Here is a 12,486-nt window from a genome sequence, read left to right on the forward strand (position 1 = left end):
TTCAGTTCCAGACGAAGCCGACCTTCTTCAGGAATTTGTCGCCGAAATCTTCCATGCCCTCGGCAATGTCGCTGCCACCGGCCGTCTGGAAGAAGCTGTAGGCGTGCTCGCTGTCTTCGAGGCACCAGACGACGAGGCCCCGGCAGCCGAGCGACCGCAAGAGGCTTTTCGCCTCGCGGAAGAGAATGCGTCCGAGGCCAATGCCCTGATATTCGGGACGCAGGTAGATTTCGTAGATCTCACCCTCCTGCGGCAGGGCGCGCGCGCGGCTCAGGCCCAGCGTGGCATAGCCGGCAATCGTTCCGGCGACATCGACGACGAGCAAGGTAGCCGGCCCGCGCGTGGCCTTGCGCCACCAGGTTTCGTCGCGACGGTTGACCATCTGGATCAGCGGTCGATGAGGAATGATGCCGCCATAGGCCTGCAACCAGGAAATGCGATGCACCTCGGCAATCGCCGCCGCCTCATGTGGCTCCCCGGGCCTGACCTCGATCGAAACAGTCTTCATGACCTGACTCTAAACACACGACACGGCGAACCGGAATCCCGCCGGACTGCCGAGCGACGTTAACCCACAGGCAACTTTAACGGCATCCGAGTAAAGGTTAACGCCTTTTTAACTTTATCCGCAAGCCGCCCGCGATCGGCACGCACAGCAAAAAACCCCGGATCGCTCCGGGGTCGTGCTCAGGTCATCAACCATCACAGCCTTGCATCGATCCGCCCCTCACCTAGCCCTCTCCCCGCAAGCGGGGCGAGGGGACTTAGGCGGCGCCACAGGTCCCTTCGCCCCGTCAAAACGGGGAGAAGGTGGCCGGCAGGCGGATGAGGGGCATTCGCCCTTCCCGAATTGCTTACGCCGCGCCGGCGGTGCGGGCCTTCTCGAAGCGCTTGCGCTCGTGCGGGTCGAGGTGGAGCTTTCTCAGCCGGATCGACTTCGGCGTCACTTCAACCAGCTCGTCGTCCTGAATCCAGGAAAGCGCCCGTTCGAGCGTCATCTTGATCGGCGGCGTCAGGCGAACGGCTTCGTCCTTGCCGGCGGCGCGCATGTTGGTGAGCTTCTTGCCCTTCAGGACGTTGACTTCGAGGTCGTTGTCGCGGGTGTGGATGCCGATGATCATGCCCTCATAGACCTTCTCGCCCGGCTCGATCACCATCGGGCCGCGGTCTTCGAGGTTGAAAAGCGCATAGGCTACCGCTTCGCCGGCCTCGTTGGCGAGCAGCACGCCGTTGATGCGGCCGCCGATCTCGCCCTTGTAGGGCTGATAGTCGTGGAACAGGCGGTTCATGATCGCCGTACCGCGCGTATCGGTCAGAAGTTCCGACTGGTAGCCGATAAGGCCGCGGGTCGGGGCGAAGAAAACGAGGCGGACGCGGTTGCCGCCCGAAGGACGAAGCTCGACCATCTCGGCCTTGCGCTCCGACATCTTCTGCACGACGACGCCGGAATGCTCCTCGTCGACGTCGATGACCACTTCCTCGATCGGTTCGAGAAGCTGGCCGCTTTCGTCCTTGTGCATCACGACGCGCGGACGGGATACGGCAAGCTCGAAGCCTTCGCGGCGCATCGTCTCGATCAGCACTGCAAGCTGCAATTCGCCGCGGCCGGAAACAAAGAAGGAGTCCTTCTCGGACGATTCTTCGATCCGAAGCGCGACGTTGCCTTCGGCTTCCTTGAACAGGCGGTCGCGGATGACGCGCGAGGTCACCTTGTCGCCCTCGGTGCCGGCAAGCGGCGAATCGTTGACGATGAAGGACATGGTGACAGTCGGCGGATCGATCGGCTGCGCCTTGAGCGGCTCGGTGACCGAGGGATCACAGAAGGTGTCCGCGACGGTGCCCTTGGTGAGGCCCGCGATCGCGACGATGTCGCCCGCCTGGCCTTCCTCGATCGGCTGACGCTCGATGCCGCGGAAAGCGAGTATCTTCGAGATACGGCCGGATTCAAGCACGGTGCCGTCCTGTGCCAGGACCTTGACCGACTGGTTCGGCTTGACCGAGCCGGAATGAATGCGGCCGGTGATGATACGGCCGAGGAACGGGTTGGCTTCGAGGATGGTGCCGATCATCCGGAACGGGCCTTCGGCGACCGTCGGCTCCGGCACGTGCTTCAACACGAGGTCGAAGAGCGGCGCCATGCCCTGATCCTTCGGGCCTTCCGGATTGACGTTCATCCAGCCGTCGCGGCCGGAACCGTAAAGGATCGGGAAATCGAGCTGTTCGTCGGTGGCGTCGAGATTGGCGAAGAGATCGAAGACCTCGTTGATGACTTCCTCGTGGCGGCCGTCCGGGCGGTCGATCTTGTTGATCGCGACGATCGGCTTCAGGCCGACCTTCAGCGCCTTGCCGACGACGAACTTCGTCTGCGGCATCGGGCCTTCGGAAGCGTCAACGAGCACGATGGCGCCGTCCACCATGTTGAGGATACGCTCGACCTCACCGCCGAAATCGGCGTGGCCGGGCGTGTCGACGATGTTGATGCGCGCGTCCTTCCAGACGACCGAGGTCGCCTTGGCGAGAATGGTGATGCCGCGCTCCTTTTCCAGGTCGTTGGAATCCATGACGCGTTCGGCGACGCGCTGGTTGTCGCGGAAGGCGCCGGACTGCTTCAAGAGCTCATCGACGAGCGTCGTTTTTCCATGGTCGACGTGCGCGATGATCGCGATGTTACGAATGCTCATTTTTTCTCTCGGAAAGTTCTGGGCACGCGCGACAGGGCGGGTACCGCTTTTCAGTTGCCGCGCTCATACAAGTTTTTTTGCATAAGCGAAAGGGGGCCTGCGCGCAGACCAGCTCTGCAAGCCTCACGCGACGGCCGCGGGATCGAGCGTTACGCGCCAGAGCTCCTTGTCCTGCCGATCCATCAGCCGCACGGTCATCTGCCGCGTCTGGCCGCTGATGTCGACGATGCCGAAGAATTGCAGGCCGGCCGACGGCGGCAGGTTGCTGTCGATGCCGCCGCCGGACGCCTTGATGAAACGGACCTCGGGGCCGAAGGTCATGTCGAGTTCCTTCGGACCGTAGGTGCCGGAATGCAGCGGACCGGAAACGAACTCCCAGAAGGGCAGGAATTCCTTGAAGGCGGCGCGTGACGGATCGTAGTGATGCGCGGCCGCATAATGGACGTCCGCGGTCAGCCAGACGATGTTCTCGACTGCGTTGTCGCGGATGAACCGCAGCAGGTCGGCAAATTCCATCTCCCTTCCGGTCGGCGCACCATTGTCGCCGTTGGCGATCGCATCCGACCCGCGCCTCTGAGAATAATCATCCCAGACGACAAGGCCGATCGGCATGTCGCAGGCGATCACCTTCCAGGTGGCACGTGAGGCGGCCAACTCCCGTTTCAGCCAATCCGCCTGCCGCCAGCCGAAGAGGCCGGCGTCCCCCTCCCCCTGGTTGGGGCCACGATAGGAGCGCAGATCGACGAAGAAGACGTCGAGCAACGGGCCGTAAGCAACCTTGCGGAAGATGCGTCCGGGCTGCGTCGGCAGGGTGCGGATCGGCGTCATCTCGTGGAACGCACGAGCGGCGCGCGACGCGTATACGGCCACGTCCTTTTCCGGATAGCGTGGATCATCGCGAAGATCGGTCGAGGCTGACCAGTTGTTCAAGACCTCGTGGTCGTCCCATTGATAGAAGGTGGGGCAGACGGCATTCAGTCCGCGCACGTGCTCGTCGAGCAGATTGTATTTCCACTGGCCGCGATATTCTTCCAGCGTGCGGGCGACGTCGCGCTTCTCGGGCGTCACGATCCGGTTCTTCCACATCCCCCCGTCCCGAAGCTTGATCTCCTCCGGTATGGGATTGTCGGCATAGATCGTGTCGCCGGAATGGATGAAAAAATCCGGCTCGTGAAGCTGCATGGTCGAATAGGTCTTCATCCCGACCTCGTCGATGCCCCAACCCTGGCCGGCAGTGTCACCGGACCAGACGAAGCGCACCGACCGCCGGCGCAAGGGTGCCGTGCGAAAACGCCCGACGATCGGCGCGGAGACGCGATTGCCGTCATAAAGATCAGTTGCGGTGAAACGGTAGAAGATATCCTGGTCCGGCAGCAGGTTGTCGAGCCGGCACTTGATCGCGCAGTCGGTCTGCGGCGTCGCATCGATGTCGGGAAGCCGGAGGGCGTTCGAGAAGCTTTCGGTGGTCGAATATTCGACTGCCACCCGCGCCGGCCGATCGACCCGCGTCCAGATCATTCCCGACTGCGTGTCGACGTCGCCGGACTGCAGGCCGTGCAGGAAATCCGGGCGCCCGTAACCGCGGGCGTAGAAGGGTGTCGCGAGACCGGAGGAAGCGACGAGACCGGCGGCGCCGGTGGAGAAGAGGAAAGAGCGCCTGGTCAGCGTGCTTCGAATGTCAGCCAAATTCTGCCTCCGGTACCGCCAGCGCATGTCGCCCAAAAGTGTGCAGCGGCTTTGGCGGACGACATGCGCAAAAAAGTTCGCGAATCATCGATTTCGCGAGCGGACCTTTGGCGAGCCGCATGTCAGCGGCTTTACAGCGGGATGAAACTATTTGAACGGTTTGGCGACAGTTCTGTGAAGAAGCGGTCGCAAGGCGAGCCGCGGCCGCGATTCCCCCTCGCCGCAGCCCCTCGCCCCGCTACAGCGCCGCGCGTCTTATCGGACACGCAAAGGAGGCTGCAGCACTTTGCATTGCTGCATGTCTTTTTCCTCAAATCGGGGACGATTTGAGGAACGCAGTAGCGGGGCGGCCGCGGCAGGAGCCTTCGCCCCGCATGCGAAGGTGGCCGGCAGGCCGGATTCGGGGCAAAAAGGGGGCGTGCGCGCGTTCCGCGCCCCTTCAGTGCCTGAAATCGTAATGATCGCGGACGTGGTGGTTGAAGTAGGCACCGGCGGAGTCTGCGTGCACGAAGTCCTCGTAAACGCTCTCCGGGACATCGAGGTAATGATAAGGCCTGCGATTGCCGACGAACCAAACGCTGAGCGTCCGATGGCGCGCGTCGTAATTGACGCGTTGGATCGCGGAAGAGTCCAGGATCGCGGACGATTGCAGCATTGGCATTGGCGTCGTCCCGGTGGTTCCCAGAAGTCGCTGACGCCTGACATTATATATCAATAGCCCGGATTTATAAACGACGGCGGGCCGGCGGTGCCGGCGTCCGAGGCGGCCGCGCGCAAATGAGGCAGGACGGGCGGCACTTTGAATTGCTGCATGATTTCACCCATAAATCGGCTTCCGATCTACAAAATCATGCGAATCGCGGTCATCCCATTCACGAGGTCTTCGCCTTGACCCAATCGAACACCCCCTCTCGCGACCGGCTCGAAGCCACTCTCGCTCGCCTCGATGGGCGCCGGCACGAGGAACGCGTCTTTGTGAAGCTCTATTCCGACACCGCCCGCGCCGAAGCGGACGCCGCCGACCGAAGGCTGAACGATGGAAAGAGGCTCAGCCCGCTCGACGGTCGGATCGTCTCGATCAAGGACCTCTTCGACGTCGTCGGCGAGCCGACTCTGGCCGGCTCGATCATACGCCGGATGGCAGAACCGGCCACGGCGGATGCAGCGATCGTCCAGCGGTTGCGGGCCGCCGGCGCCGTCATCATCGGCAAGACGCACATGACCGAATTTGCCTTCACCGCTGTCGGCCTCAACCCGCACTATCCGGTGCCCGGCAATGCGATCGACGTGAGGCTCGTTCCCGGCGGCTCATCGTCCGGTGCGGCCGTCTCGGTGGCGGAGGGCACAAGCGAAATTGCCATCGGCTCCGACACCGGCGGCTCGGTGCGCATTCCTGCGGCGCTAAACGGCCTCGTCGGCTTCAAGCCGACCGCCCGGCGCGTGCCCCTCGACGGCGCCTTCCCGCTCTCTCCAAGCCTCGATTCGATCGGCCCGCTCGCGCGCACCGTCGCCAACTGCGCGCTGGCCGACGCCATCATGGCTGGCGATGTGCCAAGAGCGCTCACGCCGGTGGCGCTCGACGGCTTGAAGTTCGGCATTCCGAAAGGCTTTCTCCTCGACGACCTCGCGCCGGAGATCGCTCGGGCCTTCGAGGCGAGCCTGCAAGCGCTCTCCCGCGCCGGCGCGAAACTCGCCGAATGCAGCATCGACGATCTCCTCGCCCGCTTCGCCGAGGCAACGTCGATCGGCTCGATCGCCGCGATTGAAGGCAGCCGAATCCACCGCAACTGGCTTGAGAACGAAGACGCAACCGTCGATACGCGCGTAACATCGACGCTGCGCCGGCGCTTGGCCGTGCCCGACGCAGCACTGGAAAAGCTGCTGCGGACGCGGCAGGACCTCGTTCGCGCCATGGACGAGCGGCTGGCGCCCTATGATTTCATCCTCCTGCCAACTACACCGATCCCCGCCGTCGACATCGCCTCTGTGGAACACGACAAACAGGCATATCGCCGCGTCGAAGATCTGCTCTTGCGTAACACGCAGGTCGCCAACCAATTCGACCTGACGGCAATCACGCTGCCGATGGCGGGCACCAGCCTACCGGCGGGGCTGATGCTGGTGGGACGGCACCGGACGGACAGAGCGCTGCTGGCCGCCGCCGCGTCCGTTGAAATGTTGCTGCAAGACGGCTGAATGTTGCGGCATAAGCCGAGAGCATGTTCCCTTAAATCCTAGAGCATCTCGCTTTCAAGTGGAATCACTGAAAGCGGATAAGATGCTCTAGAATCAAAGTGCTAGAGCGTCCTTTGTGCGTTCACTTGAACGCACGGCGCTCTAGCGTCTGGACTCAATCAGCCCACCAGATGATTGTTGCGGCGCGTTGGACAGCGGCAATGAAGTTTCGCGCGAGCTTGTCGTAGCGGGTGGCGATGCGCCGCCAGTCCTTGAGCCTGCAGAACATCCGTTCGACGAGGTTGCGCCGCTTGTAAGCGGTGCGATCGAAGGGATGGCGGCGCTTGCGGGTGGGTTGTTGGGAATGACCGGGATGGTGCCGCGTTCGATCAGGAATGAGCGTAAGCCGTCGGCGTCATAGGCGGTATCGGCCGCACAAACGCGCGGCGGCGGCAAGGCCGCCAGCAACGGGATGGCAACGCGCACATCGCCGCGCTGGCCGGGCGTTACTTCGAGGGCGATCGCTCTGCCACGGCTGTCGCAGACCGCATGGATTTTCGTGCTCCTGCCCCCGCGCGAGCGGCCGATGGCTTGCGTCTCCGCCCCCTTTTCCGCCGGCCGCGGCGCGATGGGCCTTGGCGGTGGTGGAATCGATGGCGTGAAAGTCGTCGTTTGGTGAGACCGCGCACAGCGCCTCGAACAGGGCGCGCCAGACCTTGCGCCGCGACCAGCGGTTCCACCGGTTGTAGACCGTCGTATAGGGACCATAGACAGTCGGACAGTCCCGCCAGCGACAGCCGGATTGCAGCACATGAATGATGCCGCTGAGAACACGCCGGTCATCGACCCGCCGGGCGCCGGGCTGGTTCTTCGGCAGGCAGGGTTCGATCGCCGCCCATTGTTCGTCGTCAAGCCAGAACGCGTTTGCCAGGTTCACCTCTCCGTCGCGACAGAGAATCACGTCTCAACGCAAATTCATAGCCATGATTGAGTACGGACCTTAGTTGTTCAGTCCCGGCATTTGCTGGATTGGGTTTAGCCTGAATCGTTCCGGCTCCTTTGTCCAGACCTTGCAGATGAACTCATAGGGCGTGAGGCCTTTGAGGGTCTTCAATCTGCGGCCGAAATTATAGGCGGCGATGAAGTCGTCGAGGTGCCGGCGCAACTGATCGTGATCGTCGTAGTGAAAGCGCTTGACGGTGGCGTCCTTGATGGTGCGGTTCATTCGCTCGACCTGTCCGTTGGTCCAGGGATGCTTGATCCGCGTCAGTCGGTGCTCGATGCCGTTGTCGTCGCAGACGCGGTCGAAGATGTGGACGAAGGCATAGCGATGCCGCTCCTGGTTGGTGAACTGGATGCCGTTGTCGGTCAGCAGCGTGTGAATGGAATAGGGAACGCTACGGGATCAATCCGAAGACGGTGGCGAAGTGGAAGAAACGCAGTTCCGTCGCCGATCATCCGACCGGTCCGCAGGAGCCGCGGTCGACCGTCCTGTCGCCGGAGGAGGAAGCGGTCATCGTCGCCTTTCGCAGGCACGCGCTGTTGCCGCTCGACGACTGCCTCTATGCGCTGCAGCCGACCATTCCGCACCTGACGCGCTCGTCGCTGCACCGCTGCCTGCAGCGCCTCGACAGCGCCCTCAGGCTCTCTTGACTATTTTGTATTGCTCGACGGATTGCCTCTGTCGTCGTGGCGCTGCCGTGCAGAATTTGTCCTATAGCGAATCTCTCCAGGCTTGCGAGAAGAGTGCACCATCAAAACCAGGGATCAAACACTTAGTGCCTCGCCTGGGACACCCAATCCTCATCGAGGATCCGGAATGCATCTTCGAGCGCGGCAACCAGGATGTCCGTGAGTTCGTCGCCGCGATTGCTCGCGAGAATCAGGGCCAGGGCCGCATCCTGCGGGTCGCTGTAGTGCTGAACATCATGAGACATCGCAATCGTCCTTTTTCGCCGCGTCACATTCCGGCCGTTGCGGCGGTGATAGAAAGGCCGACTTGTGCGGGGCTTGAGGGGCGTCACCGCCCGCCGGTCTTTCGTCCGGCAGCGCCCCGGGCACCTTTTTGCTCGCCCTTGCCTTGCGAGCGCGGTAGAGGATCACGGAATTTCGACGGCGGATGTGAGGATGGCGAAGAAGAAACCCGACAATGCACACGATCTGCAGCGGCTGAGGTCCGAGTTCCCCGATGTCCATGGCGCTTTTCTCGCCGGCAGGATCCCGTCCTTGCGCAAAGCCCTGGTGATCGCCGGCATGAAGCCGGAACGCACCCGGCTGGGCAAACTCAAGAATTCCTGGGCGAAGGCGACCGATAACGAGCGCGACGCCTTTTTGAGGTGGCTCGCGGCCAGCGGCGCGCTATCGACGATGGCGGCGCATTCCTCCGCCCCCTCGCCGTCTGCCAGTGCCGCAGAGGCTCCGATCGCAAGCGGCCGCTATCTGCTGCCCTCCACGATCGCCGAGATCGAAGCGATCATGGCGAAACGCCGGTTGAGGCCTGACGATGTCATGCAGGAAATCGGGTTTTCTGCCGACGACCGCTCCCTCGGCCACGCGCTTGCTCGTGGCGCAAGCCTCAGATTGGCTGTGATCGCCGCGTTGGAGGCATGGCTGCGTACGAACACGCGGGGATGAGGCTGCGGGTGTGGTCTTCGGCCAACGAGTGTCTTTTGCTGTGGGAGATGCGCGTTGAAAGAAACGAGCTTCGACAAGCTGCTCGGCATCGACGTCGGATACTCGCTGTCGCGGCCGACCACGGGGATTGCGTGGTGTGTCGACGGGAACTTCGGCTGCGCAAAGGCGCATACCGATTGGGACCGCCGACGGCGCCACATTCCGGCATCGACGACGTATTCGGTTATCGCCATCGACGGCCCCTTGGTGCCACCCGACGCGCCCGATGAACTCGACCGCTTCTGCGAGCGCCTCTTTATCCGCGGAGCGTTCCATGCACGCTGCAAGCCGGGGCTCAGCCACCACGGCCACGGTCTCGCTCTGAGAAAGGCTGCGACCGAGACCGCAGCGCAGGTCAGACACCTCGCGGCTGCGCCCATGATCGGCAGGTCCATCATTCCCGGCGCCGCAATCATCGAAGCTTTCCCGAACGCCTTTCTCGGCGTTCTTCTCGAGGATGAGCGTTTTGTCATGTCCAGGGCGCCGAAGCGCGGGAAGTTTGACTGGCTGTACGACCAAGCGGTTGAAAGCCGCGTCTTCGACAAGCTTCTGTGCACCATCGGCTGGAGCAATGAGGCGCTCTATCAGAAGGTCGCAACCGAACGAGACCATGAAAAACGAGCCGCCTGGGTCTGCCTGCTAACAGCGGCAACCGCCGTCGCAGGCAAGTCCGAAGTCGTTGGGGACGAGGCCGGCGGCTGGTTCTGGCTACCGCCGGCAGAGCTTTGGGCCTCTTGGGCGAGGCGGGCATTGGCGGAGAATAGCACCGCGATCCCGGCGATCGGCAAGTCCGAGACGGGTCTAGCCATTGGGTGATTTACTGGCGGAGAGGGGGGGATTCGAACCCCCGATGGGCTTGCACCCATGCCGCATTTCGAGTGCGGTGCATTCAACCACTCTGCCACCTCTCCGCAGGTCTGGTTGGCGCTTGGTCGGCGCGGTCGGGTTCATAGCGGCAGATTTGCGCCCTGACAAGGGGCCGTGAAAAGAATATCTTGCTTGTTGGCGCCTTTCGCCTTGACAGGGAAGAGCGATTCCCGTAATCCGCGCAATGAAGTGGTGTGGCCTGTCCGCACCGCGAAGGGTAAGAGTTTGTGCCCACCCACTGGTGGAGGTCAAGGGTTTCCGAGGCGCTCCGCTCAATGCAACGACTGATAAAAAGACGGCCTTGCCTTTTCAGGTAAAGAGCCGGACCGAACATGAAAGGATAAAGAATGTTCGCAGTCATCAAGACTGGCGGTAAGCAGTACCGCGTGGCAGCCAACGACGTCATCACCATCGAAAAGCTGGAAGGCGTTGCAGGCGACAAGATTGAATTCACCGAGATCCTGATGGTCGGCGCCGGCGCCGATGCTACCATCGGTGCTCCGTTTGTCGAAGGTGCCGTTGTCAGCGCCGAAGTTGTGGAACAGGGCCGCGCCAAGAAGGTCATCGCCTTCAAGAAGCGCCGCCGCCAGAACTCCAAGCGTTCGCGCGGCCATCGCCAGCATCAGACGATGGTCCGCATCCTGGACATCGCTGCGGCCGGCGGCAAGGCGAAGAAGGCTTCGAAGAAGACCGAAGCCGCCGCTGAAGCTGCAAACTGAGTTCCGGGATCGAAGGTTTAAAGGAGAACACCAATGGCACACAAAAAAGCTGGCGGTTCGTCGCGCAACGGTCGCGATTCTGAGTCCAAGCGCCTTGGCGTGAAGAAGTTCGGCGGCGAAGCCGTCATCGCGGGCAACATCATCGTGCGCCAGCGCGGCACGAAGTGGCATGCGGGCGCCAATGTCGGCCTCGGCAAGGACCATACGATTTTTGCGCTTACGGCAGGCAACGTGGACTTCCGTACGAAGGCCAATGGCCGAGTGTACGTGTCTGTAATGCCGAAAGCGGAAGCAGCGGAATAAGCCGGTAGCGCTCTAAAACAGCCGGCGTCTCATCGACCCGGCTGATGCACCCGCAAGGTTCAAAGCCAGACTTCAAAAGGGGAGATGGGGCGATACCCAACTCCCCTTTTCGCATGTCTGGAGGAAGAACCATGCAAACCGAGCTCTTGAGGGAAGACCAATCCCGGTCTCCCGAACAAAGGCTGAGGCCTCAGCGGTCAAGGACCGATTGCCCGATATTGTTATCGCCCCGGCTCGTTTTGCGCGCGCCCCACGAAGACGATATCGACGCCCTTGCCCATCTTGCCAACAACGCCAATATCGCCACCATGGTCTCGCGCATGCCGCACCCCTACAGCACGGCGGATGCGGCCGATTTCGTGCGACGCGCAAAAGCCGGCACGATTGGCAAGTGCGTCTACGCGATCACCAAGGCGGACGATGGCGCATTCTTGGGTTGCTGCGGTATCGAGCCGCATCCCGACGGCAAGACGGCCGAGCTCGGTTATTGGCTGGGCGAGCCCTACTGGAACCACGGCTACGCCACGGAAGCCGCACAGGCGCTGACCGACATGGCCTTCCGCACCCGTGACATCGACCAGATCGATGCGCGCTGCCGGGTCATGAACATCGCCTCGCGGCGGGTCATCCAGAAGTGCGGCTTCCAGTTCCAGGGCTCCGGCATGGTCGAAAGCCTGGCGCTCGGCGGCATGATGTCCGTCGAATGGTACCGGCTCGACCGCAAGACCTGGGTTTCGCTGAGAAGCTGGGGAGGCATGCGATGAACGCGCTCGTTTCCGAACGGTCGCGGCTCATCGTCCGCCCCAATCCCGGCCCCTGCCCGGTCATCGACACCAAGCGGCTGCGGCTCAGACCGCACCGGCTTGCCGATGCGGAGGCGATCGCCCAGTCGCTTGGCGACTTCCAGGTCGCGCGCATGCTGGCGCGCATCCCGGCCCCTTATGACCATCAGGATGCGCTCGACTGGCTGAATCGCCAGGCGGCCAACGTCCTGCCCGACTGGGCGCTTGCCGTCACCGCCGGCGATGATGTCCATATCGGCTGCGTCGGCATCGAACTCCGCCACGGCCAGTGGCATGTCGGCTACTGGCTGAACCGGTTCTACTGGGGCAAGGGCCTGGCGAGCGAGGCGGTCCACGCAGCGATCGAGCGCTTCTTCCGGCGCATGCCGGAGACGGTGCTTCATTCGGGCGTCTTTGCCGACAATCCAGGCTCGCTGAGAGTCCAGGAGAAACTCGGCTTCAAGATCACCGGCTGCAGCCAGATCTACGCGCTCGCCCGCAACGCCATGGTCGCGCATATCGAGACGCGGCTCACGGCGGCGGACCTGCGTCGGCCGAACTAAGAAAAGAACCCGCGAAGGCCGACTTTCGCGGGTTTCA

Annotated in this window: 12 protein-coding genes, 1 tRNA gene and 4 pseudogenes; 8 read left to right on the forward strand and 9 right to left on the reverse strand. The window is 62.7% G+C overall.

All coding sequences use genetic code 11. The features are described from left to right. Window position 1: 1 nt before the first annotated feature. The 4 genes from RB548_RS17490 to RB548_RS17505 form a co-directional block, all read right to left on the reverse strand. Window positions 2–508, reverse strand: coding sequence for a GNAT family N-acetyltransferase (locus RB548_RS17490; RefSeq protein WP_331372496.1), 507 nt, complete (start codon window positions 506–508; stop codon window positions 2–4). Between the two features lie 346 nt (window positions 509–854). Beyond that, window positions 855–2,681 (reverse strand): translational GTPase TypA, encoded by a 1,827-nt coding sequence (typA, locus tag RB548_RS17495; protein ID WP_331372497.1) that lies wholly within the window; start codon window positions 2,679–2,681, stop codon window positions 855–857. Between the two features lie 123 nt (window positions 2,682–2,804). Further along, window positions 2,805–4,367 carry an alkaline phosphatase D family protein gene (locus RB548_RS17500; protein ID WP_331372498.1) on the reverse strand — a complete coding sequence of 521 codons (1,563 nt, stop codon included), beginning with the start codon at window positions 4,365–4,367 and terminating at the stop codon, window positions 2,805–2,807. Window positions 4,368–4,806: 439 nt separating this feature from the next. Continuing rightward, a complete protein-coding gene (locus RB548_RS17505) occupies window positions 4,807–5,028 on the reverse strand; it encodes a KTSC domain-containing protein (RefSeq protein ID WP_331372499.1) in 222 nt (73 codons plus the stop codon). A gap of 227 nt (window positions 5,029–5,255) precedes the next feature. Between RB548_RS17505 and RB548_RS17510 the strand changes: the two genes are divergently transcribed. Beyond that, entirely contained in the window at window positions 5,256–6,563 is a 1,308-nt protein-coding gene (locus tag RB548_RS17510) for an amidase (protein ID WP_331372500.1), read from the forward strand. 154 nt (window positions 6,564–6,717) lie between these two features. On the opposite strand, the pseudogene RB548_RS17515 reads toward RB548_RS17510, so the two are convergent. Both RB548_RS17515 and RB548_RS17520 read right to left on the reverse strand, forming a co-directional pair. Next, window positions 6,718–7,473 (reverse strand): annotated as a pseudogene (locus tag RB548_RS17515) (IS5 family transposase). Between the two features lie 69 nt (window positions 7,474–7,542). Next, window positions 7,543–7,941: pseudogene (locus RB548_RS17520) on the reverse strand (integrase core domain-containing protein); the annotation flags it as partial. Between RB548_RS17520 and RB548_RS17525 the strand changes: the two are divergent. Then, window positions 7,935–8,168: pseudogene (locus RB548_RS17525) on the forward strand (IS481 family transposase); the annotation flags it as partial. The pseudogenes RB548_RS17520 and RB548_RS17525 overlap by 7 nt on opposite strands. Here RB548_RS17525 and RB548_RS17530 read toward each other — a convergent pair. Further along, window positions 8,165–8,260 (reverse strand): annotated as a pseudogene (locus tag RB548_RS17530) (IS481 family transposase); the annotation flags it as partial. The pseudogenes RB548_RS17525 and RB548_RS17530 sit on opposite strands and share 4 nt — an antisense overlap. 57 nt (window positions 8,261–8,317) lie before the next feature. Beyond that, window positions 8,318–8,479, reverse strand: a complete 162-nt coding sequence (locus RB548_RS17535; RefSeq protein WP_331372501.1) for a hypothetical protein — start codon at window positions 8,477–8,479, stop codon at window positions 8,318–8,320. 190 nt (window positions 8,480–8,669) lie between these two features. On the opposite strand from RB548_RS17535, the gene RB548_RS17540 reads away from it, so the two are divergent. Both RB548_RS17540 and RB548_RS17545 read left to right on the forward strand, forming a co-directional pair. After that, window positions 8,670–9,176 carry a hypothetical protein gene (locus tag RB548_RS17540; RefSeq protein ID WP_331372502.1) on the forward strand — a complete coding sequence of 169 codons (507 nt, stop codon included), beginning with the start codon at window positions 8,670–8,672 and terminating at the stop codon, window positions 9,174–9,176. Window positions 9,177–9,230: 54 nt separating this feature from the next. Further along, window positions 9,231–10,031 (forward strand): DUF429 domain-containing protein, encoded by an 801-nt coding sequence (locus RB548_RS17545; RefSeq protein ID WP_331372503.1) that lies wholly within the window; start codon window positions 9,231–9,233, stop codon window positions 10,029–10,031. Window positions 10,032–10,036: 5 nt separating this feature from the next. On the opposite strand, the gene RB548_RS17550 is transcribed toward RB548_RS17545, so the two are convergent. Continuing rightward, window positions 10,037–10,126 (reverse strand) — tRNA-Ser (locus RB548_RS17550). Window positions 10,127–10,429: 303 nt separating this feature from the next. Between RB548_RS17550 and rplU the strand changes: the two genes are divergently transcribed. The 4 genes from rplU to RB548_RS17570 all read left to right on the forward strand — a co-directional run bounded on the left by rplU (window position 10,430) and on the right by RB548_RS17570 (window position 12,449). Next, complete coding sequence (rplU, locus tag RB548_RS17555) at window positions 10,430–10,801, forward strand: 50S ribosomal protein L21 (protein WP_331372504.1); 372 nt, start codon at window positions 10,430–10,432, stop codon at window positions 10,799–10,801. Window positions 10,802–10,834: 33 nt separating this feature from the next. Beyond that, window positions 10,835–11,104, forward strand: a complete 270-nt coding sequence (gene rpmA, locus RB548_RS17560) for a 50S ribosomal protein L27 (protein WP_012709652.1) — start codon at window positions 10,835–10,837, stop codon at window positions 11,102–11,104. A 131-nt stretch (window positions 11,105–11,235) separates the two neighbouring features. Further along, window positions 11,236–11,868 carry a GNAT family N-acetyltransferase gene (locus RB548_RS17565; RefSeq protein ID WP_331372505.1) on the forward strand — a complete coding sequence of 211 codons (633 nt, stop codon included), beginning with the start codon at window positions 11,236–11,238 and terminating at the stop codon, window positions 11,866–11,868. Continuing rightward, window positions 11,865–12,449, forward strand: a complete 585-nt coding sequence (locus RB548_RS17570) for a GNAT family N-acetyltransferase (RefSeq protein WP_331372506.1) — start codon at window positions 11,865–11,867, stop codon at window positions 12,447–12,449. The genes RB548_RS17565 and RB548_RS17570 overlap by 4 nt, the downstream gene beginning before the upstream one ends. Window positions 12,450–12,486: the final 37 nt, after the last annotated feature.

Origin of the sequence: Sinorhizobium chiapasense, from assembly GCF_036488675.1 — a bacterium.
Lineage (GTDB): Bacteria > Pseudomonadota > Alphaproteobacteria > Rhizobiales > Rhizobiaceae > Sinorhizobium > Sinorhizobium chiapasense.

Bases quoted from the DNA above. Each gene is read 5' to 3' on its own strand.
- RB548_RS17535 (WP_331372501.1), bottom strand. From the start codon at position 8,479: ATGTCTCATGATGTTCAGCACTACAGCGACCCGCAGGATGCGGCCCTG.
- typA (WP_331372497.1), bottom strand. From the start codon at position 2,681: ATGAGCATTCGTAACATCGCGATCATCGCGCACGTCGACCATGGAAAA.
- RB548_RS17540 (WP_331372502.1), top strand. From the start codon at position 8,670: ATGGCGAAGAAGAAACCCGACAATGCACACGATCTGCAGCGGCTGAGG.
- RB548_RS17565 (WP_331372505.1), top strand. From the start codon at position 11,236: ATGCAAACCGAGCTCTTGAGGGAAGACCAATCCCGGTCTCCCGAACAA.
- rpmA (WP_012709652.1), top strand. From the start codon at position 10,835: ATGGCACACAAAAAAGCTGGCGGTTCGTCGCGCAACGGTCGCGATTCT.
- rplU (WP_331372504.1), top strand. From the start codon at position 10,430: ATGTTCGCAGTCATCAAGACTGGCGGTAAGCAGTACCGCGTGGCAGCC.
- RB548_RS17490 (WP_331372496.1), bottom strand. From the start codon at position 508: ATGAAGACTGTTTCGATCGAGGTCAGGCCCGGGGAGCCACATGAGGCG.
- RB548_RS17505 (WP_331372499.1), bottom strand. From the start codon at position 5,028: ATGCCAATGCTGCAATCGTCCGCGATCCTGGACTCTTCCGCGATCCAA.
- RB548_RS17570 (WP_331372506.1), top strand. From the start codon at position 11,865: ATGAACGCGCTCGTTTCCGAACGGTCGCGGCTCATCGTCCGCCCCAAT.